23 protein-coding genes are annotated in these 22,166 nt (G+C 61.3%); 13 read left to right on the top strand and 10 right to left on the bottom strand.

The window, feature by feature from the left end:
- Positions 1 to 325: gfo/Idh/MocA family oxidoreductase (locus JJE47_02925; GenBank protein ID MBK5266362.1), on the top strand; the 325-nt coding region annotated here is incomplete at its 5' end.
- A gap of 3 nt (positions 326 to 328) precedes the next feature.
- On the top strand, positions 329 to 1,090 hold the full coding sequence (locus JJE47_02920; protein MBK5266361.1) for an alpha/beta fold hydrolase: 762 nt from the start codon (positions 329 to 331) through the stop codon (positions 1,088 to 1,090).
- A gap of 9 nt (positions 1,091 to 1,099) precedes the next feature.
- Here the strand turns inward: JJE47_02920 and JJE47_02915 are convergent, their stop codons facing one another.
- The 3 genes from JJE47_02915 to JJE47_02905 are packed head-to-tail and all read right to left on the bottom strand — an operon-like array spanning position 1,100 to position 4,551.
- Positions 1,100 to 2,497, bottom strand: a complete 1,398-nt coding sequence (locus tag JJE47_02915) for an FAD-binding protein (protein MBK5266360.1) — start codon at positions 2,495 to 2,497, stop codon at positions 1,100 to 1,102.
- A gap of 9 nt (positions 2,498 to 2,506) precedes the next feature.
- Positions 2,507 to 3,691, bottom strand: coding sequence for a hypothetical protein (locus tag JJE47_02910; protein MBK5266359.1), 1,185 nt, complete (start codon positions 3,689 to 3,691; stop codon positions 2,507 to 2,509).
- Positions 3,688 to 4,551 carry a fumarylacetoacetate hydrolase family protein gene (locus JJE47_02905; protein MBK5266358.1) on the bottom strand — a complete coding sequence of 288 codons (864 nt, stop codon included), beginning with the start codon at positions 4,549 to 4,551 and terminating at the stop codon, positions 3,688 to 3,690. Before JJE47_02905 ends, JJE47_02910 begins: the two co-directional genes overlap by 4 nt.
- Before the next feature lie 178 nt (positions 4,552 to 4,729).
- Between JJE47_02905 and JJE47_02900 the strand changes: the two genes are divergently transcribed.
- Together JJE47_02900 and JJE47_02895 are read left to right on the top strand one after the other, a co-directional pair.
- Positions 4,730 to 5,842 (top strand): UPF0104 family protein, encoded by a 1,113-nt coding sequence (locus JJE47_02900; GenBank protein ID MBK5266357.1) that lies wholly within the window; start codon positions 4,730 to 4,732, stop codon positions 5,840 to 5,842.
- A gap of 92 nt (positions 5,843 to 5,934) precedes the next feature.
- Positions 5,935 to 6,690 carry a hypothetical protein gene (locus JJE47_02895; protein ID MBK5266356.1) on the top strand — a complete coding sequence of 252 codons (756 nt, stop codon included), beginning with the start codon at positions 5,935 to 5,937 and terminating at the stop codon, positions 6,688 to 6,690.
- Here the strand turns inward: JJE47_02895 and JJE47_02890 are convergent.
- Genes JJE47_02890 through JJE47_02880 form a run of 3 tightly spaced genes read right to left on the bottom strand, consistent with a single transcriptional unit; the run spans position 6,678 to position 9,033 of the window.
- Entirely contained in the window at positions 6,678 to 7,727 is a 1,050-nt protein-coding gene (locus JJE47_02890) for an Ldh family oxidoreductase (protein ID MBK5266355.1), read from the bottom strand. The genes JJE47_02895 and JJE47_02890 overlap by 13 nt on opposite strands.
- Entirely contained in the window at positions 7,720 to 8,130 is a 411-nt protein-coding gene (locus tag JJE47_02885) for a cupin domain-containing protein (protein MBK5266354.1), read from the bottom strand. Before JJE47_02885 ends, JJE47_02890 begins: the two co-directional genes overlap by 8 nt.
- Before the next feature lie 15 nt (positions 8,131 to 8,145).
- Entirely contained in the window at positions 8,146 to 9,033 is an 888-nt protein-coding gene (locus JJE47_02880) for a TRAP transporter substrate-binding protein (protein MBK5266353.1), read from the bottom strand.
- 75 nt (positions 9,034 to 9,108) lie between these two features.
- Between JJE47_02880 and JJE47_02875 the strand changes: the two genes are divergently transcribed.
- Together JJE47_02875 and JJE47_02870 are read left to right on the top strand one after the other, a co-directional pair.
- Positions 9,109 to 10,182 (top strand): hypothetical protein, encoded by a 1,074-nt coding sequence (locus JJE47_02875; GenBank protein ID MBK5266352.1) that lies wholly within the window; start codon positions 9,109 to 9,111, stop codon positions 10,180 to 10,182.
- Positions 10,183 to 10,192: 10 nt separating this feature from the next.
- The gene (locus JJE47_02870; protein MBK5266351.1) at positions 10,193 to 11,236 is read left to right on the top strand and encodes a DUF3500 domain-containing protein; all 1,044 of its coding nucleotides are present in this window, start codon (positions 10,193 to 10,195) and stop codon (positions 11,234 to 11,236) included.
- A 429-nt stretch (positions 11,237 to 11,665) separates the two neighbouring features.
- Here the strand turns inward: JJE47_02870 and JJE47_02865 are convergent, their stop codons facing one another.
- Together JJE47_02865 and JJE47_02860 are read right to left on the bottom strand one after the other, a co-directional pair.
- Entirely contained in the window at positions 11,666 to 12,841 is a 1,176-nt protein-coding gene (locus JJE47_02865) for a CoA transferase (GenBank protein MBK5266350.1), read from the bottom strand.
- Complete coding sequence (locus tag JJE47_02860; protein ID MBK5266349.1) at positions 12,838 to 14,046, bottom strand: thiolase family protein; 1,209 nt, start codon at positions 14,044 to 14,046, stop codon at positions 12,838 to 12,840. Before JJE47_02860 ends, JJE47_02865 begins: the two co-directional genes overlap by 4 nt.
- A gap of 72 nt (positions 14,047 to 14,118) precedes the next feature.
- On the opposite strand from JJE47_02860, the gene JJE47_02855 reads away from it, so the two are divergent.
- The 3 genes from JJE47_02855 to JJE47_02845 are packed head-to-tail and all read left to right on the top strand — an operon-like array spanning position 14,119 to position 17,494.
- Complete coding sequence (locus JJE47_02855; GenBank protein MBK5266348.1) at positions 14,119 to 15,192, top strand: Gfo/Idh/MocA family oxidoreductase; 1,074 nt, start codon at positions 14,119 to 14,121, stop codon at positions 15,190 to 15,192.
- Complete coding sequence (locus JJE47_02850) at positions 15,189 to 16,043, top strand: NAD(P)-dependent oxidoreductase (GenBank protein ID MBK5266347.1); 855 nt, start codon at positions 15,189 to 15,191, stop codon at positions 16,041 to 16,043. The genes JJE47_02855 and JJE47_02850 overlap by 4 nt, the downstream gene beginning before the upstream one ends.
- A complete protein-coding gene (locus JJE47_02845) occupies positions 16,040 to 17,494 on the top strand; it encodes an NAD-dependent succinate-semialdehyde dehydrogenase (protein MBK5266346.1) in 1,455 nt (484 codons plus the stop codon). The genes JJE47_02850 and JJE47_02845 overlap by 4 nt, the downstream gene beginning before the upstream one ends.
- Before the next feature lie 8 nt (positions 17,495 to 17,502).
- On the opposite strand, the gene JJE47_02840 is transcribed toward JJE47_02845, so the two are convergent.
- Both JJE47_02840 and JJE47_02835 read right to left on the bottom strand, forming a co-directional pair.
- Positions 17,503 to 18,150, bottom strand: a complete 648-nt coding sequence (locus JJE47_02840) for a hypothetical protein (protein ID MBK5266345.1) — start codon at positions 18,148 to 18,150, stop codon at positions 17,503 to 17,505.
- A 140-nt stretch (positions 18,151 to 18,290) separates the two neighbouring features.
- Positions 18,291 to 19,043: an SDR family oxidoreductase gene (locus JJE47_02835; GenBank protein ID MBK5266344.1), complete on the bottom strand. Its 753-nt coding sequence runs from the start codon at positions 19,041 to 19,043 to the stop codon at positions 18,291 to 18,293.
- Positions 19,044 to 19,116: 73 nt separating this feature from the next.
- Between JJE47_02835 and JJE47_02830 the strand changes: the two genes are divergently transcribed.
- The 4 genes from JJE47_02830 to JJE47_02815 are packed head-to-tail and all read left to right on the top strand — an operon-like array spanning position 19,117 to position 22,165.
- A complete protein-coding gene (locus JJE47_02830) occupies positions 19,117 to 19,914 on the top strand; it encodes a hypothetical protein (protein ID MBK5266343.1) in 798 nt (265 codons plus the stop codon).
- Between the two features lie 12 nt (positions 19,915 to 19,926).
- Complete coding sequence (locus tag JJE47_02825; protein MBK5266342.1) at positions 19,927 to 21,024, top strand: Ldh family oxidoreductase; 1,098 nt, start codon at positions 19,927 to 19,929, stop codon at positions 21,022 to 21,024.
- A complete protein-coding gene (locus JJE47_02820) occupies positions 21,021 to 21,560 on the top strand; it encodes a hypothetical protein (GenBank protein ID MBK5266341.1) in 540 nt (179 codons plus the stop codon). The genes JJE47_02825 and JJE47_02820 overlap by 4 nt, the downstream gene beginning before the upstream one ends.
- Positions 21,557 to 22,165, top strand: a complete 609-nt coding sequence (locus tag JJE47_02815; protein MBK5266340.1) for a thiamine pyrophosphate-binding protein — start codon at positions 21,557 to 21,559, stop codon at positions 22,163 to 22,165. Before JJE47_02820 ends, JJE47_02815 begins: the two co-directional genes overlap by 4 nt.
- The last annotated feature ends 1 nt before the right edge of the window (position 22,166 follow it).

Genomic DNA, 22,166 nt, shown 5'->3' with positions numbered 1-22,166 from the left:
CGGTACCGATGGGTCCGTTTTTGTAGACGACTCGCACAAGGACATCATGGTTCAGTCGATGGACCGGGGGGTCGAGTTCCCTCTGTCAACCATGCCGGGCGAATACGTTGGCGCCATGTATGCCGGTCCGATGGAACGCGAAACGATCCACTTCATCGAGGCGGTACTGTTCGATCGCCCCGTCATGGTGGAGCCCCGCGCCGCCCGCCTCGTCATGGAGGTCTACATGGCGGCCGACTTGTCGGCCGAACTCAACCAGGTGGTAGAGCTGCCACTGTCCGAAGACCAGATCGGCCTGGCTTTGGCCGCTTCGGTGAAAAGCTAGGCGATGAGTCGACCGGCGGTGCACTACGAGACGTACGGTGATGGTTCGCCGTTGATGCTCATCACCGGTCTTGGTGGGGTTGGTCGCGGATGGGGGAACATCGTTGATCGTTTCGCGCAGGATTACCTGACCATCGTGCCGGACCATCCCGGCACCGGACAATCCGCCCCGCCACCCGATGGTTACACCATTGCTCATCATGCCCGGGCGATGGCCGACGTCTTGGGCGAGTTGGACTGTGGACCCGCTCATCTGGTGGGTAGCTCGACCGGGGGTGCCATTGCGCAGGTGATGGCTCTCGATCACCGCGACGTGACAAAGTCGATCGTGCTCGCCGACTCGTGGGCGCGACCTGATGACTATTTCCGGCACCAGTTCGCCATGCGCAAACGGATCCTCGCCGAACAAGGCGTCGAGGCTTACACGGAAGCCTCCGCATTGTTCCTATTCGGCGCCGAATACTTTCGTGATCACTATGACCAGGTGCAGGCCTGGATCAAGCTGGCCGGCGGGGCCGATCCTGCCGTGATGGCTCGGCGGATCGACATGATCGTCGCCTTCGACGAATCGGCCCGACTAAATCAGATTGACGTCCCGACTCTCGTGCTGGTCGGCGACGCCGATATCTGTACACCGCCGCACATGTCCGAAGACCTCGCCCGGTCGATTCCCGGTGCCCGTCTGGAGATCCTGGCGGGAGGGCACCTCATCTATAAAGAGGCACCAGACGAATTCCATGACAGCGTCAAGGCGTTCACGGGTTAGACCAGCGGGTCAGGGCAGAACCTTGTCGGGGTTGAGGAGGTTCTGCGGGTCGAGGGCCTTCTTGATGGCTCGCATGGCCTCGACAGCCGGGGCGCCATGCTCGGCCACCATGTACTTGCGTTTCCCGAGCCCGATCCCGTGTTCACCGGAGGCAGTTCCCTCAAGCTCCAGGGCCTTTTCGATGATCAACTGGCTCAGTTCGCCGGCCCGTCGCTTTTCGTCGGCGTCGCCCGGGTTGTAGCCGATACCCATATGGATATTTCCGTCGCCGGCGTGCCCGAGGACCTCGCCGGGCAGTCCGAGAGCGGTGGCGCAGTGCTCGGCATAGGCGATGATTTGTGGCATGTGTGAGATTGGCACGCTCACGTCAATGGCCGACCAGACGTAGCCAGGTGCCCGGCGCCGATATCGATACCGGGCCCCGTGGCGCATCGTCCACATCTCGGAACGGTCCTGGTGACCGAGGCCCGAGGTGAATGACTCCGCACCGGCGTCCTCGCAGATGAGCCTGGCCTCGTCGAGAGCGTCGCTGGTCGCCACATCGCTTGATCCGGTGAATTCGATCATGAGCGATGGCAAGACCGGCCAGTCGGAACCGTCATCCTCGTTCATGTAGAGGATGTGGTTCTGATGCAGAATCTCCAGGGCGGCCGGAGCGAGACCGGCGCCGATGATCCCGTAGGCGGCCTGAGCGGCCCCCGCGACGGTGCCAAACCCGACCACCGCTGTGGCGAAATGCTGGGGAACCGGGTGGAGTTTGAGCGTCGCCTCGGTGACCAAGCCCAGCGTACCCTCCGACCCGATCATGAGGCGGGTGAGGTCATAGCCCGAGGACTGCTTTACCGACCGCGAACCGGTTTTGATGACGTCTCCGTTAGCCAGCACGACTTCGAGTGCCAGCACATTGCTCCTGGTCGCCCCGTATTTGTGGGCCCGGATCCCGGCAGCGTTGTTGGCGATCATGCCGCCGACGGACGCATTCGCACCCGGGTCGGGAGCAAAGAACAGGCCGTACTGACTCAGATGTTTCTCAAGGCCAAGACGCAACACCCCCGGTTGGACCGTGGCCTGGAAGTCCTCGGCGTGCACGGCCAGGATCCGGTTCATCCTGGCAAAGTCGACGACGATCCCATGCCTGACCGGAATGGCATGACCTTCTGAACTCGATGCCGCCCCCCACCCGGTGATCGGCTCGCCATATTCGGCGGCCAGCGTAACGATCCGGACCACGTCGTCGGTGGATTGCGGCCAGACCACGAGATCGGGCACCACGGCTGGATAGGTCGATTCGTCCTGTGAGTGCAGGTGCCTTTCGGCCCCGCTCACTGAAACCGCTTGTTCACCAAGTGCCGACTTCAACCCCTCGAAAAGATCCGGATTGGTGGGGCGCAATGGTTCTTCCAACATATGATGTCGCTACCAGCGGCCTTCGATGGCCAGGCGGGCGCCGTGGAGGGCCCCGGTATTGGCGAATTGTCTGGCTCGCTCGTCGTCACCGAGGATGTTGAGTTCTCGCGACGACACTCCATTGGGCGTTCGGACGGCGATTCCGACCGTGCGGGAAGTATTCGGGTTGGAGGGATCTCCGGCTACGCCGCTCACCGCGACGACCACATCGGCCGGGCAGTCATGGGCGTCGAGCAACTGTCGGGCTGCCGCCTGGGTATCGGCGCCCTCAGGAAGCCTGACCGGTCGTAGTCCGATCGATTCGGCAAAGTGGGCAGGACCGACATTGGCGAAACGGGCGCCCACCGCACCGGCCGTGAACTGTTCGATGGTGCCAAACGTCCAGTTTTTCCGCGAGAGGCTGTCGATCAGGACGACCTCGATCACCTGGTCATCTCGCCCGAACACGGCGTCGCCGAGTTTTGCCACGATGGCGGCGTCGACCCGATCCAACATGGCGTCGACCGTGGCTTCGTCGTCGTCCTTGGCGGTGATCCGAATCCGGACCTCGCTGGCGTCGATGAGAAACGCAATCGACGGGTTGGAGGACTCATAGAGGTCGTCGAGTTTTTCCGCCACCGACGACTCGCCGTATCCCCAGGTGCGCACCACCCGGCTCTTGAGAATGGCCGGTTCGCCGGCCGAGGCCCGCAAGCGGGGCATGACCTGCTCGTCGAACATGACCTTCATCTCGGTTGGTACTCCCGGCATGGCAAAGATCCATTTGCCGCCCTGATCAAGCGCGACTCCGAGCGCCACCCCTTTGCGATTCTCCATTGTCTCGGCGCCTTCCGGATAATCGGCCATCCGCAGGGTGTTGATGTTCACTTCGCCGCGCAGGCGCATGAGGCGTTCGCGGATTTTCTCTTCGTGTTCGAGGTCCCGGGTCATGGCCCTTCCGGTTACGCGGCAGATGGCTTCGCGCGTCACATCGTCCTGGGTCGGTCCGATCCCTCCGGTGAGGATTACCGCATCGGCGCGTCCGAGCGCTTGCTCGATTGCGAAGGTCATTCGGTCCAGGTTGTCACCGACGGTTACCTGGAAGTGCGCGTCAAATCCCTCGTCGTGCAGGCGGGATCCTAGGAACGCCACGTTGGAGTTGATGATCTGGCCGATCAACAATTCCGTGCCGACGGCGATGACTTCAACGATCACTCGATGACCGGATTGGTAATGGTCCCGATTCCGTCTACCGAAACGTCAACGATGTCCCCGGCTTTTAGGTAGATCGGCGGGTCGAACCCGATCCCGCAGCCGACCGGTGTGCCGGTGGCGATGATGTCGCCTGGCTCCAACAGGACGGTCTCGGAGATGGAAGCGATCAGGGTCGGAATGTCGAAGATCAGCTGTGAAATTTCTGCGTCTTGTCTGGTCTCGCCATTGACGACGGTGCGTAAGCGAGCCTTCGTGATGTCGGGAATCTCGTCGCGGGTCGTGATGCACGGTCCCATCGGGCAGTAGGTTGCCGGGCTTTTACCGAGGAAGAATTGCACATGGCGGCGCTGCACCTCGCGGGCGGTCATGTCGTTGATGACCGTGTACCCATATACGTGATCCCACGCATCCTCCTTGGCGATTTTGGTGCCGCCAATTCCGATAACCACGCCCAACTCACCTTCGTAATCGCTTGTGTTGCTGGGGTCGTTGGAGATGTCGATGGCGTCGCCGGTCCCGATGATCGATGACAGAGCTTTCGTAAAGATGATCGGGAAATCGGGGATCACTTTCACTTCCGACGCATCAAAGCCGCTGTCCGAGAACTCCTGGGCGTGATCGAAGTAGTTGCGCCCGACCGCCATGATGTTGTTTCGGGGACGAATCGGGGCCAGAAGTTTGTCCGGGGTCACGGCCGTTCCGGTGACCTCTGCAGCGCTGGCGGCGGCTAACCCCGGATCGCCCATCGCCACGAGTTCTCCGACCGACCCGGCGATGTCCGAAAGGTCGATGACCGACCCGTCCGGTTGGACGGCGCCGGGTCGGGCTGACCCTTCTGAGGTATAGGTGACGAGTTTCATTTCAGTCTCCGAATGGGGTTGGTTCAATTAATACAGGCAGGGACGACGCCCCGCACACTAGATCATATATTTTGTATGGCTCTTCAGTTATGCGTCATGCTCGTCGTGAGAGGCCCAAGTTCCGTAACTATCGCGTTAAACCCCACATCTAGGGGCCTGAGTTTGCCAGACTGATGCAATGGCAGTTCCTCGCACTAGACGGCGTATGTTGACGGGCGCCCGCTCCACCTTGCTGATGGTTGGGTTTGGCGGGTATGCCGTGGCGCTCGTATTGGCCTTTCGGCGGTGGGATCTACCGAGCTTCACTGCCCGAGCGTTGGCGTTTCTGGTGTTAGCCCTGCTGTTTGAGCTCCTCGGCAAACTGATGTTTGCGGCCTTGTTCAGGTGGGAGCTTGGTTCGGTGAGCCACCTGGTCAGCTGGAAAGGTGCCATCTCGGCCGCCTTTGCGGGTTCGGCCGTCGCCAGGCTGATTCCGGCCGGGGGAGCACTGACTCCGGCGACGATGGCCTGGTCAGTGCGCGATGAGGAGAATGACGCCGCCGGAGCAGCGGTTCGCGCCACTCTCCTGACGTATGCGGGATTGCTCATCATCACGGGTCTCGGCCTGGTTTGGATGGCGACGGAAGGTCCGCATCCAGTTGTGTTTGCCGGCGCGGTGATACTTGGGGGGTTGCTCCTTGTCGCCGGCTTCGTGGTGATGGCCGGAGCCGCCTGGCTTGACCGGGTTGTGGTTCGACTTCCGCGCCGTCTGGCGAATTATCTTGGTCCGACCGCGGGTGGGGGCCGGGTGACCCCGGTTGAGGCGGTGCTGGTGGCCGTGCGAGTTCTGGCTGAGTCGGCAGTGTTGTGGTCGGCGCTCGCCGCGTTCGGGATCTTTCTAACTCCATCCGAGGTGTTCGTTGCTCACGGACTCTCGATGCTCGTGGGTGGTTTGCCCGGTCTGCCAGGAGGTCTTGGCATTGTTGAGGGCGGCCTTATCGGGATTCTCTCGCTGTACGGGTTGTCGGCAGGAGTGATAGTCGCTCCGGTGCTCGTCTATCGGGTCGTGGACTACTGGATCCCGGCGGGTGTTGGCCTGGCGGCTTTCGGAGTCATCAGTCGGTCGATATTTGATCGGCAGGCGGCAACGGACCGGTCTCCGACCGCCAATGAGCCATCCGCACCGACAGGCGGGAATCTGGATGCCTCCCCCCTGTCTGGTCCGCGTGTGCCGCGCCGACCCGGTGATCCCGGTGTGGCAGATCTAGATGAAGATGGGACTCGGCGGGATCGAAGCCGGGCGGGCACCTAACGCTATGTCACCCTGACTGGTTTAACTAGCACGCTACGTGAAGTGGTGATACTCTCCCGCCAAGGGAAAACGGATACCGGGGGGTGTTTGCGATGCAGTGGGCCAAATCAGTTGTGAATGGACTATCAGCGGAGTGGCATCCGAGTCGTTGGTTCACTGCCACTACCTTCTGGTTTCCTTTCGTTATTTCGATCGTCACCATTGTGGCGGCCGTCCTGGCCCGTCCAGTGTTCGACTTCATCATTGGTGAAGATCTTCTTGCCGAAGACCTCCAGGTGGTGGGGTGGGCTGTGGCCCTCTACTTCTGCATCCGGATTGCCAGGAATGCGGATTTCCCGACCTCGACGAGGGTTCTGATGGCGGTTTTGGGGGCCGGGATCTTCTTCATCATCGGTGAGGAGATCAGCTGGGGGCAACGTATCCTCGACTTCCAGACTCCTGCCGAACTTGTCGAGCAGAATCGCCAGGGGGAGTCCAATCTTCACAACATCTACGGCGTCCAGGACGTGTTCAGTTGGCTGATGTTCCTTATTGGAGGCTACGGCGTCGGGGCATCGTGGTTCGCTATGAAGCGGTACGGTAATTATGAGTCGTGGTCGCCCCTCACCCGGACCCTGGCGCCGCACCCAATCCTGATTCCCTCCTTCCTGTTGATGTTCGTCTGGAGGTCCTACCGGAACTTCTTTGAGCCACCCGAGAGCCTGTACTACGGGGTCTCGGAGTTCGGCGAAATCACCGAACTGGCCCTGTCCTCAGTCTTCGGGTTGTATACCTGGCGGCGGTGGGCCAACCCGTTCGCGAAGTCGGAAACGCCCGCTTTGGCTATTGAGGACGTTCAGTCGAGTTGAGCGACGACACCCAGGCGAGCGGCTAATTCGTTCAACGAATGGCGCAGTTGCTCTGGTAGCGGGATCCCGATTCGGAGATTCTCGACTTCCGTTGCGTGGGCGCCGTCGCCTGGCAATCGGACTCGTTCTCCACTCGCCGTCCGCGAGTTCCGAAGTTGTTCGAGATGAGCATCGATTGAGGCCAACGCTTCTTCGGCAGGCAACATGAGGTCCGAACGCATCACGAGCATTGCCTGACCGGTGTTGGTAGGTACCTCAAGGTGCTTTCGATGATCGACCACCGCCTTGCCAAACGCCGCGCCGTTCATGGCACCGGCGAGGAGTCCGATGGCAATGTTCAGGCCGGCTCCCTTGTATCCGCCAATCGGAAGCAGGAACCCTTCATGGGCCCTGGCAGGGTCGGTAATCGGGTTACCATCGGCGTCGGCGACCCAACCGATCGGCATCTGCTCGCCGGCCTGAGCAACCACTTTGATCGTGCCGTGCGATGCCACTGTCGTCGCGATGTCGAGCTGAAACGGTATGCCATCGCCAGCCGGAATGGCAATGGAGATCGGGTTGGTGCCCAGAATTGGTTCGATCCCACCCCAGGGTGGCATACCGTTGGCGTTGGCCACCGCGAAGTACATGGCGATGAGACCACGTTTGGCGGCCATCGCCGGGTAGATACCAGCCGCCCCGGCGTGATTCGAGTGCACCGTGCCCACCCAGGCCATGCCGAGGGCTTGCGCCTTGGCGATCGCAACCTCGGCGGCCATCGTCATGACCACCTGGCCCATTCCGTTGTCACCGTCGAAGTGAGCGGAAACGGGAGTTTCATGGATGATCCGTATGTCGGGGTCGAGGTTGACCCCTCCTGCTTCGATTCGCTGCACATACGGTCCGACCCGGATCAGCCCATGACCGGTCCGGCCCCGCAGGTCGGCTTCAACGAGACGGGTCGCCACGATGTCGGCATGCTCAGCTTTGACCCCGACGGAGCGAAAGATCGCTGACGTAAACTCTTCAAGTTCTGCGATCGGATAGCGACTACTCATGGACGTGGTCGTCGTGGCCGGGCCGCCCGAACTGTTCGACCGTCTCGCCCGTTTCGGCGAAGGTTCTCGTCACGTACGTGTTGCCGTACACCCAGAGGATTTTCATGGGCGTGTCACCGGTGTTGATGAACCGATGTACCGAGCCGGGTTCGATCATGGTGGTGTCGTAGGGAACGGCCTCCTGTTGAACACCGTCAATCTCGGCGATCCCCGATCCTTCAAGCACCGTGACTTGCTCGATGGTGTTGTGGGTATGGAGGGGGAGTTCACCACCCGGCGGGAACATCGTGATACCCATGACGAAGCATTGGCCGTCCACCGGTGGGTCGGTCAGCCGGATGCTCTGGATTCCGTTGCCTCGTTCGACGACGTCGGCATCCGCGAACTTGATCAATTGTCCCATATTCCTCTCCTCTGTTTACAAGAAATTCAGGGCCGGTTGGCCCGCTCTGGCTGCGGCGATCACATCGGATGCCGCGTCTGCGAAGGCCTGTCGGTCGGTCGGGTCAAGATCGATGACCACTCGACCTTCCCCTTCAAATCGGGTTCGCAATTCAGCTTCATAGTCGGCGGCGGCTCGTCGTTGGAAAATGATCGCCGCCCTGGCGGCGGAGCGGACCGCGGTTGCTACGTCTGATCCGAGGGTCGACATCTGGGACCGATTGGCATAGAGGCCGCGGGCGCCATAGAGGTGTCCCGTCATCGTGATGTGCTGGTGATCGACGCCATAGGCGGCCGAGTTGGCGAGGGGGTTCTCCTGAGCGTCAACCTGCCCCGAGGCGATCATGGCGATACCATCGCTCAACTCGGCGGGCACGGGTTCTCCACCCCAGGACCGGATGAGCGCCTCGTGGACGGCGTTCGGTTGGAGGCGGACCCGCATGCCGGCAACGTCGGCGGGGGAGCGCACCTCGCGCAGTCGGTTCGTGAAGTGTCGGAACCCGTTGTCCCAGTAGCCGAGTACTTCGAATGGAGTGGCCGCTTCGGTGGCGGTGGTCAGCGCTGCGCCGAAGTCGCCGTCGAGTGCGGTATGGGCCTGTTCGAGGTCTGCGAAGAGGAATGGGACCTCCAGCGCGTTGAGGGCGGGAACTTGTTTGCCGAGGTATGAGGTCGAGAAATAGCACAAGGTCAGTTCGCCATTCGCCACCATGTCGAACAAGTCGGTGGCGGGTCGACCATCGTCCATGACGTTATACATGACTTCGGCCGGATGATCGGTAACGGCTGCCAGGGCGTCCACAAAATGGTCAAGAGCCCGGCTGTGGGCACTTCCCTGGGGCGCGTAGCCACCTACTCGAATCGTCATGTGAACCTTTCCCCGAAGCGGTCGACTCGAATCCTATATAATGCAAAAACCGTTTGGTGCTCGTATGGAGGGTTTATGAAGATTGTCAGCGTCGAAGCCATCCCCATTGCGGTCCCGCTCACCAAACCGATCGTGATGTCGCACATCACCATTACCCAGTCCAACAACGTTCTTGCCAAGGTGACCACCGACACCGGGATAGTTGGATGGGGCGAAGGAGTCGAGGCCACCGATCTGACGGGAGACACCCAGGAGAGCATCAAGGCCGCCCTCGAGTTTCTCGGCCCGCAGATCGTCGGTGCCGACCCCCTTCGCCGGACCACGCTGTGGTGGGCCATGAAGAAAATGATGCACGCCAACGAAACTGCCATCGGGGCCATCGATATGGCCTTGTACGACATTGCCGGCAAAGAGTTTGGTGTCCCGGTCGTCGAATTGTTGGGGGGACGGGTGCGCGACGAAGTTCCTGTGCTGACGATGGTCGGCAGTGGTGTGCCGGATGTCGACATTCAGGCGGCCGTCACCAAGTATGAGGCTGGTTATCGCTGGTTCAAGGTGAAGCTTGGCATCGGTGAGGTCAACGACGAATTGAAAACGGTTCAAGGGGTCCGCAGTGAGCTGCCACCGGAGGCGATCGTGAGTGGCGACGCCAATCAGGGATGGGACGAACCGACCGCCATGCGTTTTCTGAACGGCCTGTCGGGTCTCGACGTCCGGTTCATCGAACAGCCCATTCCCCAGGGTGATCACGCCGCCATGGTGCGAATCGCCCAACGATCGCCCATCCCGATCTGCGCCGACCAGAGCGTTCATTCGCTCAACGACGTGATGTCGTTCGGACGGACCGGTGTGGCAGGTGTGAGCCTCAAACTTGTCAAACTGGGTGGCATCACCGGAGTGATGCGCGGTGCGGCGCTCTGCGAATCGCTCGGGCTTTCGGTAAACCTGGCAGGCAAGATCGCCGAATCGAGCGTGGCGGCCGCTGCCAATATTCACTGCGCAGCGGCCATGAAGGCAGTGGATTTCGGTTGTAGCCCAGGCAATCAGGGGATCAGTTCCGACGTTACCTCCCACCCACTGGCAATCGAGAACGGTGTGATTGCCGTGCCAACTGCCCCCGGATTGGGGATCGATGTCGACCAGCCCTAGCCCGACCCGGATGGCCGAAGCGGCCATAGATTTCCTTGAGTCGCTGCCGGCCGATGCCCAGGCTACGTTCGGGTTTGATGATCCAGGTCGCATCGACTGGGCGTTCTTCCCGAGAGAGATGGCCAACGGCACCTATCTTGGCGTACCTCTGTATGCCATGACCCCGGTCCAGCGAAAACTGGCCCTGAAGCTGGCCCGGACCGGTTTACGTGCCGAGGCCTATCACCGGGTGGCGACCATCATGTCCCTCGACCTGGTTCTAGACGAACGCGAGAACTACGTTCGCACCCATTGGCGTGACCCGCTGCGGTACTGGATAACTATCTACGGCGAACCAGGTCCGACCGGGCTGTGGGGGTGGCGCTACGAAGGACACCACGTGTCCGTCAACTACACGATTCGCGACGGCGAGGTTTTGTCGAGTACGCCGTTGTTCATGGGGGCGAGTCCGGCCGGGATCGGCCCGTCCGCCCATCCCATCATCAGGCCCTGCGGTCAGGAAGAGGACGCCGGGCGGGCCCTCTTTTCGTCATTGGATGCCGATCAACAGGCAGTGGCGCTCCTCGACGCCACAGCTCCGATTGACACCATCGTTCCCAACGTCTCGTTCGTACCGGAGGTCAGCGAACCGGGGAACCCGCCGGCCGCCTTGACCATGTTTCAGGAAGTCCATGAGGCCATGACCGCCGAGCAGAAAAGCAACTTGCGGTTGGTCGCCGCCGAGCCGTCCGGCCTGAGAGCTGATGCCATGACTAAAGATCAGGTCGGCTACCTGCACGATCTCATTGCGGTTTATCTCGACCGGCTCCCTGAGGATCTGGCTGATCGAGAGAAGACTCGTCTCGGAGCCAACGATTGGGCTGGCCTGCACTTCGCTTGGGCAGGGCCGGCCGAACGCCATCAACCGCACTATTACCGCATCCACAGTCCCGATTTTCTGGTTGAGTACGACTGCGTCCAGGACAACGCCACCCACATCCATGCCGTCTGGCGAAACCCCCGGGGCGACTTCGGCGAGGATATCCTCCAGAGCCACGTTTCGCGCGCTCACTAGCTTCATCGCCTAACTCTCGATCAATGTGCCCTTTGCGGTCACCAGGAGATTCGCGACGTAACGATCTGGCGGGTTCTCGGAGATGCAGTCACCTGGAATTACCTCACTTTCAACCCACTCAGCTGGTCCCCAGGTACCTTCGATATCGAATGAGAACGTTTGGCAGGCCTCTGACGTACTAATGCCGAGCCAGCACATCGGGGTATCCCCTTCCCAATAACGTCGGTAGGTCATCGTCGCCTCTGCTCCTTCCGGCGGTCCGATGAAGGAGCCGCTTGTCACGGCTTCATTCCAGACGTCGACGCACCCACCTGGGCCGGTAAAGGTCGGTCCACTGCACGCGGCCACAGCTAGGGCGACTGCAAGAAGTCTTGTTGCTTGATGGACTGCTGCCATACCGCTGTAACGTCCCTTACCGGGTGTGCGTTCCTACAAGCGTCTGATCAGGTGGGCAGCCTTGAGCTGGGCAATCTCCTCATCGGTGGCTCCCAAACTGCGCAGGACGGAGTCGGTGTCTGCTCCCAGACGTGGCGCGGCCGATGGTGCCAGCGAGGGTTCTCCGGTCATCCTCACAGGGGAGCCGGTAACTGCCGCCCCATCGGGCAACTCGACCCTCATCCGGTTGTGTTGGACTTGAGGGTCGTCGAACACCTCGCCGAATGTCATCAGCCTCCCGACTGGCAGGCCAAGGCCGAGCAGTCTGTCCATCCAGGCGTCCGTGCTGTCGGAGGCGAAGATCGGCTTGACCAACTCGTTGAGTTCGGTGCGATGTTCGACTCGAGCTTCGTTGGTGGCGAAGCGGGGATCGGCGACTATGTCCAGGCCGAGGTCGTCGCAGAGGATCTTGAAGTGCCCATCGCTGACGATCGCCAGGTTGAAGTAGCCGTCGGCGGTCGGGAAGGTTTCGGTCGGTGCCGTGAACCAGGATGCGGTGCCGACCCGTCCGGGCTGGCCTCCTGAGGCAAAATACATGGCGTTCCAGGTCGACTGGATGGCAATGAGTCCGTCTCTCAGGGAAACTTCGATCTTGCGACCCTTTCCAGTCCTGGCCCGGCCGACCAGGGCAGCCGATACGGCCATCGCCGCATTCGTTCCTGCCAGGTAGTCCCCGACCGTCGTCGCCGTTTTGGCCGGTGGGCCTCCCTCTTCACCCGTGATGCTCATCATCCCCGATTCGCCCTGGAAGATGATGTCGATCCCGGCGCGCTCGGCGTCGGGACCGGACGACCCGAAAGCCGAAATCTCCGCATATACGAGCCCGGGGTTCTCGTCGGCGAGATCCTCGTAGCCCAGACCGGCGCGTTGCATGGCGCCATGACGAAGGTTGTGGACGATCACATCGGCATCCAAGCAAAGCTTGCGAACCCATTTCTTCGATGCATCGGCGCGGGGGTTGATGACTGCGCTCTTCTTTCCGCGGTTGACGGCCGCGAAGTAGTAGCTGACGCCATCGACGTATGGGCCGAATGCCCTGGCCAGGTCGCCCGAAGACGGCTCGACCTTGGTCACGTCCGCTCCGAGATCAGCCAGCAACATCGCGCAGTATGGGCCGGCAATCAGGTTGCCGAATTCCACAACCTTGATGCCTTCCAACGGTTGACTCATACCCGCTCCACGATCATCGAAATGCCTTGTCCAACGCCAATGCACATCGTGGCCAATCCGTATCGGTCACCCCGCCGGTGCAGTTCGTGCACCAGAGTGGTGAGTATCCGGGCGCCGGAGGCTCCCAAGGGATGCCCTATGGCGATGGCTCCACCGTTGACATTGACGATTTCCGGATCGATGCCGAGTTCGTCGCGAGACGCCAGAGCCTGGGCGGCGAATGCTTCGTTCAGCTCAACCAGATCAAGATCTTGAATGGATAACCCGGCCCGAGACAGGGCTTTGCGGGTTGCCGGCACCGGGCCGATCCCCATGTAGTCGGGGTGAACTCCCGCCGCGCCGCTGGCGACTATTCGCGCCATCGGCCTCAGGCCATATCGCTCGAGCCCGGCCGTGCTGGCAAGCAGCACGGCGGCGGCTCCATCGTTCATAGGAGATGAGTTTCCGGCTGTCACGGTCCCGGCTTCGGTGAACACCGACGGGAGCTTGGAAAGCATCTCAACGGTTGAGTTGGGACGAACACCCTCGTCGGTATCGACGGTGGTTACCGTACGGCCTCTGGCATCCTGGGGTGCCTCGATAGGCGAGATCTCGCTCGTGAAGCGACCGGCCTGCTGGGCTGCGGAAGCCAACAAATGTGATCGAAGTGCGAACGCGTCTTGCCGCTCACGGCTGACCGCGTACTTTTCGGCTACCCGTTCGGCGGTAAGACCGAGGCTGATTGGTGGATAGTCCTGCTGCATTTGCGGGTTGATCAGCCTCCATCCGAGTACGGTGTCGGCGACCTGGGGTGGGCCAACGGGGAACGCCGTGGCAGCCTTGAGCGTGACGTACGGTGCTCGGCTCATCGATTCGGATCCGCCGGCCACCATGATGTCGCCCCAGCCTTCGGCCAGGGAATGGGCGGCGGAAATGACCGCCTGGAGCCCTGACCCGCACAACCGGTTCACGGTCATCCCGGTGACTTCGATCGGCAAACCGGCCAGCAGGGCAGCCATGCGTCCGATGTTGCGGTTGTCCTCGCCGGACTGATTGGCGGCTCCCCAGACCACGTCTTCGATCCCAGCCGGATCCAGGTCGCTCTGGCGAGCGACGAGCGCCCGGATGGCGTGAGCCGCCAGGTCGTCTGGTCGGATGTGAGCCAACTGACCCCCGATGCGACCCATCGGGGTACGGACCGCATCAACAACATAAATGTCTGTCATGAACCCTCCAGGAGCAGATCATATATGATGTAGAACCCGGAGGTCGACCTTGCAAAAAGACGAGACAACCCGATGAACCGTCGATCGGTTGGTCTGGCGATCGTGGGTGCCGGCAAGATCGGCCGCCATCGCGCCCGGCTGGCATCGGCCCATGCCGGTGTCGGGTTCTTGGCCATTGTCGACCAGGATGCCGCAGCTGCCGAGAAGTTGGCTGCCGAGACAGGAGCCGATGTTTGGTCAACTGACACCGACGCCACCGTTCTGCTCGACGAGGTGGACGCAGTCGTCGTGGCTACCCCCGAAGGCGCCCACATGGCCCCCGTCGAGGCGGCATTGCGGGCCGGTAGATCCACCATGGTCGAAAAACCGATCACCCTGAACCTCGATGAAGCGGACCACTTGACGCGACTTGCCGATCAACTCGGGGTGGATCTTCGGGTCGGTTACTCGATGCGATATGCGCAGCGCTACGCGGTTGCCCGCCAACAGATCGCCGCGGGCAGGATCGGAACATTGATTGGTGGTCTGGCACGAACCTATGACACGCTGGCGATCGGCGAAGCGATCCTGAAACGGTCGCCGACGGCCACCCCGGTGATGGACATCCTCACCTACCTCGTCGATATCATCGGCTGGTATCACCCGTTTGCACCGGTGGAAGTGGTGGCTCGCTCCCACGGGTCCATTCTGCGGGCCAAAGGCCACGACGTAGATGATCTCACCGTCGCTTTGTTGACGTTTGCCGATGGGGCCGTGTTCGAGTTGGCCACCAGCTATTCGCTGCCGGCCGGCTATCCGATCAACGGAATGGCTACCCGATTCGAGTTGCTCGGGACCGACGGGGTCCTCATGGTGACCGAGGATCACGGTGACCAGATCATGTACAGCGAGGTCGGCCACGACAACGAGTATGTCGATCAACATCTCAGGCTGACGTTCCTCGGAAGTCGCACCTCGGGGGAGTGGGTGGGCGACACCATGTTCGGACGGGTGGCAGATGAAACCCGTGCATGGCTCGATTTTCTGACCACCGATAAGCCGTGCCATCTCACCACCGCCCGAGAGGCCCGGCAGACCCTCCAGATAACGTTGGCGATCGACGCGGCGGCCCGGACAGGAGACACAATCACATGGGAGGCGAAATGAAAGTTGCGATGGTTGGTTTGGGCCGGATGGGATTTCCGATGGCCCGCCACATGCAGGAAGCAGGTCATGACGTCGTCGGTTTCGACGAGTCGCCGGTGGCCCTCCAGAAAGCTGCTGCCGCCGGCATGGTCATCGCTGACGGTCTAGCTGGTGTAAAGGACGTGGAGTTGGTCTGCTCATCGCTTCCTGCCACGCCCCAGGTCGAGGCGGTTTATGGCCAGGTATTCAAGCTCGTGAAGGAAGGCACCGTGTGCGCGGATTTATCAACGATTGGGGTCGAGGCGTCCAGGAACCTCGCCGCACTGGCAGCGGACCACGGGATCCGTTTCCTCGATACCCCGGTGAGTGGCACGTCGATCCACGCCGATGCGGGCACTCTCGTTGTGATGGTTGGTGGAGAAGACGACGCACTCGCAGTAGCCAGACCTGCTCTCGAGACTTTCGCATCCCGGGTGGAACACGTCGGTCCAAACGGTTCCGGTCTGTTGCTCAAGCTCATCACGAATCGCCTTCTCACCTCGCACTTGACGGCGATGGCAGAGGCGGTTCTCGACCTCGAAGCGGTCGGCCTTGACGTGTGGCAAGGTATTGAAATGATTCGATCAGGTGCGGTCGCGAAGCTACTGGAGTACAAGGCAGCGCCTCTCGTGGATCGTGACTTTACGCCCACGTTCACCGTCAACCTGATGAGAAAAGATCTGGGCCTGGCGGCGGAGGCTCTTCCGGCCGCCAGGGTCGGTTCGCTCACCCGCCAGATTCTTGAGGAAGCCGGCGAACTCGGGTACGGAGAAGCGGATCTGGCAGCCCTCATCAAAGCCCTTGAAACCGGACCGACGGGAGAGGCAACATGAACCTTACCGACCAGCGTTTGTTGCGAACCGACGCCTACATCGGTGGTGAGTGGGTAGAGGCAGACTCGCGAGCAAGGTTTCAGGTGCTCGACCCGGCCGACGGAGCCGTCCTCGCCGAAGTAGCCGACCTGGGTCAAGCCGAGACGCGACGTGCCATCGAAGCGGCCAATGAAGCGTTCCCGGCGTGGAAGGCGCTGACCGCCAAACAACGATCAGCTCTCATTCGCCGGTGGTACGAGTTGATGGTCGAGCACGCTGACGATCTGGGGGCGATCGTCACCGCCGAAATGGGCAAGCCGCTGAACGAGGGCCGGGGGGAAATCATCTTCGGAGCGAACTACGTCGAGTGGTTCGCCGAAGAAGCCAAGCGTGCCTACGGTCAAGTGATCCCGACCCACGATCCCAAGTTGCGACTTATTGTCGTCAAGGAGCCGATTGGCGTAGTGGCGGCGATCACGCCGTGGAACTTCCCTTCGTCAACCATTGCCCGCAAGGCGGTCCCGGCCATGGCTGCCGGATGTACGGTGGTTGCCAAGCCAGCCGAAGACACCCCGCTTTCTGCTTTGGCGTTGGCCGAACTGGCCGATCGCGCCGGTATCCCGCCAGGAGTCTTCAACGTCGTGACCGGGTTGGATCCTGCTCCGATAGGCGCCGAACTGACTCGCAACCCGATCGTGCGGGCGGTGTCGTTTACCGGGAGTACCGAAGTCGGCAAGCTGTTGATGCGTCAGAGCTCCGACACCGTCAAGAAGGTGAGTCTGGAATTGGGAGGCAATGCCCCATTCATCATCTTCGATGACGCCGATCTCGATCAGGCCGTTTCCCAGGCGATCATCGCCAAGTATCGCAACGGTGGACAGACGTGTATTTGTTCCAATCGGGTGTTCGTCCAGGACGCCGTGTACGACGAGTTCGTTGATCGATTCACCGCGGCCGCCAGCCAGCTCAGGGTTGGCGCCGGCGGATCAGCCGGCTCGGATGTCGGCCCGCTGATCAACCGGGAAGCTTTCGACAAGGTGATTCGCCTGGTCGATGCAGCCGTTGCTGGTGGGGCGCAAGCCCGGATCGGGGGCAAACCCCATCCGCTCGGACATACGTTCTACGAACCAACGGTGTTGACCGGCGTGACCGGTTCGATGGCGATCGCCAACGAAGAGGTATTTGGGCCGGTCGCCTCGATCTTTCGATTCTCAACCGAAGAAGAAGTCATCGCGGCCGCCAACGACACGCCGTATGGCCTGGCTGCCTACTTCTTTGCTCGCGACGTCGGGCGTGTCTGGCGGGTGGGAGAAGGACTCGATTACGGCATGGTCGGCATCAACTCCGGTCTGCTGATGACCGAGGTCGCCCCCTTCGGCGGTGTCAAAGAATCCGGCATCGGCCGGGAGGGTGGCCACGAAGGCCTCGAGGAGTTCCTGGAGACCAAGTACCTCGCCATGGGCGGGATCTAGCGGACGAACTAGTCCCAGGTGAGACCCGCGATAAGCTCGTCGAGTTCGAACTGGAAATCCGGCCAAAGGTCAGGTCCGGCAACGCCGATGATCGTGACCACTTCGCTGCCGACATCCACCATGTAGACGCGGCCGGAGTCGCCGGGTTCAAACGTAAAGTCCAATTGTCCAGGTGCTACTGAGTTCTCTTGGGCCGTGAATGTCAGGTAGGCACCGGTAATGCCACCGATCTCGACCTCGGTCGACTCGTTCGAAACGGTGATTGGCTTGCCTACCTGGCTCTCTCGCCACTCATCAAGGGTCGATGGGCCCCTTGTCGTCAAGACGACGCCCGCGTTCTCGCCGGACTTGTGTTCAAGGTAGTTGACCTCGCCTGAGTCGGGAGATTGTTTTAGAACCGTCTTCTCCGGCTTGATGATCGCATACGACACGGGGAAATTTCGGTCCTTGAAGGTCGCCGGCCCTGGCGCAGCGGTGGCGGTCGTAGGAGTCTCCGGAGTCGGGGCAACGGTCGTGTCGACGGGGACGGTGGTGGGCGTCTCAGTTGGGGCCGTCGTGGTCGTTGCAATGGGGACCGTGGTGGCGGCCACTGTGGTGCTTCCGCAAGCGCTTGCGAGGAGTCCGATGATCGTCAACGAACCAATTAATCTTCTCACGGTCCCTCCCACTTGGTCGATGGAGAGATCATATGGATCTCACCGAGCGTTGGGACCCGAATCGAGACTATTTCGGCGAGTGGGCTTCCTGGCTATTGCAGAAGAATTCGCTCGCTCTGCAGGCGATATGTCGGCCAGCGCTAAATCATGAACCGGCCGCCGTTGACCGTGATGGTCTGGCCGGTCATGTAGGCAGACTCGTCAGAGGCGAGGAACATCATCCACTGGACGATGTCATCGACTTCGCCATAGCGGCCGAGCGGGATGGTTTTCTGGGTGGCGGCACGCTCTTCGGGCCCGCGAACTTTGAGGATTCGATCGGTGAGTACCGCACTCGGGGCGATGACATTCGATGTGATACCGTCGGCGGCCAACTCATACGCGAGGTTCCGGCTGAGCGCCATGACCCCGGCTTTGGCTGCGGCATAGGGAGGCGACGATCGATACATCGTGGTCTGGCCGGCCAGAGATCCGATCGTGATGATTCTGCCGCTCGACGACAGCCGAAGAAGGGGGATCGCTCTTTGCGCACACAGGAACACGGCTTTGAGGTTCAGATCGATGACCTTGTTCCATTCCCCTTCGCTGGTTTCTTCGACCGTCAACTGTTCCCAGAAACCGCCGGCATTGTTGATGAGGATGTCGAGCTTGCCAGATTCGGCAGCTATTCGATCGAACGTTGTTCCCACCGCGCTCCGGTCGGTGATGTCACAGGCAATGAAGGTCGTGTCGGTGTCCAGGGCTACCTGGGAGCCGCGTTCCTGATCAATGTCGAGACCGTATACGGTGGCTCCGGCCTGGCGGAATCTGGCTACGGCATCGGCACCCATCCCGATGGCCGAACCGGTGATCACTACCACCTTGCCCGAAAAATCCCAGTTGATGTTGCTCAAGAAATGTCTCCCGTCGGCTTGCCCGATGTCGTGTGGCCGCCGTTCCGGCCGATCACCAAATATAATGCAAAATATGAACCCTGCTGCGCTCGCCCCCGAAATTGACCGACTGGTGTGGGCGGTGAATTTTCGAGCCCGCGATCACGAGGTGGATCTGGCGATTCTGGAGAAGGCGGGGATGGACCCTGGCGCCTTCGGCACGCTCAATAACCTGGTGCCGTTCGTTGATGTTCTGTCCGAAGAGTTCGTATTGCGACGCTACCTCTATCGGCCGCCGGAAGTATTGAAGGCGTTTATCGAGGACATGGTCGACGGCGGCTTCTTTTCGAGAGACGGGGACCACTTGCGCCCGACAGATCGAGTTCAGCCGATCCTGGAGGAGTTGAACACCGCGGTCCGAAACTCGGCGCGTTACTTTTGGATTGATCATCGAGACACGGTTGAAGCGGCCGCCGGACCCGTGCGTCGGATTCTTGAAGCGAGTCCTGAACGGTACGGCCTGGCGCAGGCCGCCATATCCGGTCCAAAACCTGACGACCTCTTCCACCGATTCCACTATCGGTTGTCCGGACTGCGGCTTCTCCGCAACGAAGCTCACGTCGAAGCGTGGAAGCGGTATGACTTGAACCCGGCTGAGATCGAGATGCTGACGGCCGCCTGGGGTGGAAGTGACACTCAGGCACCGGTGGTCATGACCGACCGCCTCGAGGAGCGCGGACTGGTCGCCGACGGGGCAGTAACTGCGGCAGGTCTCAAGTTGCGTCAGACCATCGAAGACGAAACCAATGTCGGCGTGGTGTCAGCTTTTGCGACCGTCGATCAAGTTTCTCTCTACGCGGCTCTCGTTTCTCTTCCGCCTGAGACGCCATGACGAGCGCACCACTTGGTTGAAGCAGCGCCCCCGGCGGGAACCATCCGGGTTTCTCCAGCCGACGCCAAGGCGTTGGTACGGCGACTACTTGAAGCCGTCGATGTACCGCCTGCCGACGCCGACCTGGTGGCGGACGTTCTGGCTAGTGCCGACCTTCGGGGGATCCGCAGCCATGGGGTTGCCAGGGTCAGCTACTTCCTCGTGCGCCTCACCCGCGGCACCATCAATACGCGACCGACCTTTTCATACGCTTCCGATTCGCCCACCACCGGAGTGCTCGACGCCGACAACGCCATTGGAATTGTGGCGGCCAACCGCGCCATGGACGAGGCCCTCACGATGGCCAATGGATACGGCTCGGGCTTTGTGGCCGTCGGCAACTCGAGCCACTTCGGTTTCGCAGGCTATTGGGCGCAAAAGGCCATGCGGCAAGGGTGCATTGGTATCAGCGTTTCCAGCGGGGGAAGGCGGGCGGCCCCGACATTCGGGGTCGAGTCGATTCTCGGAACGAACCCGATCAGCATCACCATGCCGGGAGCGGGAGATGGGACCGATTTCTACCTCGACATGGCGACCACCGCCGTGGCGGTTGGCAAGATCGAAACCGCGCTACGGGAAGATCGCCCGGTCCCTCCTGGGTGGACCGCATCAGCTGCTCCGACCCCGCAACTAGATTCGAACGGAGTGCTTGATTACTCGGCTCCGCTCCTGCCGCTCGGTGGGGAAGGCGTAGAAACCGGCGGACACAAGGGTTATGGGCTCTCCCTGCTGGCCGAGCTTCTATGCGGGGCGTTACCGGGCAGTCCACTGGCTGATCGCCTGGCGGGTGCCGACGGGCACCAGCCGCCCGCCATGGGCCACTTTATGGGTGCCATCAAGCTCGCCGGGTTTCGGCCACCGCAAGAAATTGCCGCCGAGATGGAAGCGACTTTCACGCTCATACGCGACTCCGCCAAGGCGCCCGGTCATGACCGCATCTTCATTCCTGGCGAACCCGAGGCGATGGCCGAAGCCGCCAACCGTGTGGAGGGGATCCCGATCACGCCAGCCGTGCTGGCCAATCTCAAGCGGTGGGCGGATCAGCTCGGCGTCGAGCCGATTACCCCGTGATCGCCGATCCCGCCGTGATCGCCGATCCCGCCGTGATCGGGGCGAGCGCCCGACTTACGATTGATGAGATCGTTCGGCTTGGATTCACTCACGTGATCGCCATTCCCGACAGCGAAAGCCGGCTGCTCTGTGAAGCTGCCGCCGCCCACGAACGGCTTTCCTATCTCACCCCCTGTCGAGAAGGCGAAGGTATCGCAATTGCCGCCGGTCTATGGGTGGGTGGCGCCAAGCCGCTACTCGTCATTCAGAACACGGGGCTGATGGAAGCGGGCGATGCCTTGCGAGGATGTGGAATTGGGCCCAGAGTTCCTCTGCAAATGCTGATCGGGTGGCGCGGCTACGCCGGGGCCTCCCAGGGTAAGCAGCCGGTGGATTCGGCCTATCCATACACCGAGCCGATCCTCGACGCCTGGCAGATCCCCTATGAACACCTCATGTCGAACGACGATATCGGCGTTATCGCCAGCATGGATGAGCGGGCCGCCCGCACGTCGAAACCGGCCGCAGTCATAACCGGTTGGAAGTTTCGACCATGATGGAACGGCTCGATGTCTTCAGAGCGTTGGCCGACTCCCGGACTGACGAAATCGTGGTCATGACGATGACGGCGACGTTGCAGTGGCCTCTCGTGTCGGACCATCCGCTCGACTTTGATTTTCTGGCGTTCGGGATGGGGCACGCCTCGGACTTTGGGATGGGACTCGCCTTGGCTCGACCGGAACGAAAAGTGATCGTGCTCAAAGGCGACGGTGGACTGCTAATGAGCCTCGGATCGCTGGTGACCATGGCCCAGTACGGTCCGGAGAATCTGATCGTGTTGCTGCTTGAGAATCGAACGTACGAAATGGTGGGTGGCCAGCCCTTGCCGGCCAGGGTCGACTTCGTGACATTGGCGAAGGGGGCAGGGATCCAGGGTGGCGGCGCTACGGGGAACGGCAAAGTCGAACGTATCGCTGACCTCGAGACCTTCCAGTCGGAGCTTCCCGGCCTGCTTGACGAACCCGGTCCCCACTTTGTGGTGATGCCAGTTCTCAACACCCATGAGCTTCGGGCAGTGCATCACAGCGATCACGCCGGGCGGATCCGTCGGCTCAGGGATGCCCTGGCCGTGGGAGAACCCGGAGCGACGATCAAGGAGTGAC

Source organism: Acidimicrobiia bacterium, assembly GCA_016650365.1.
Classification (GTDB): Bacteria; Actinomycetota; Acidimicrobiia; order Spongiisociales; family JAENVV01; genus JAENVV01.
This window is presented reverse-complemented; position numbering and strand designations above follow the sequence as displayed.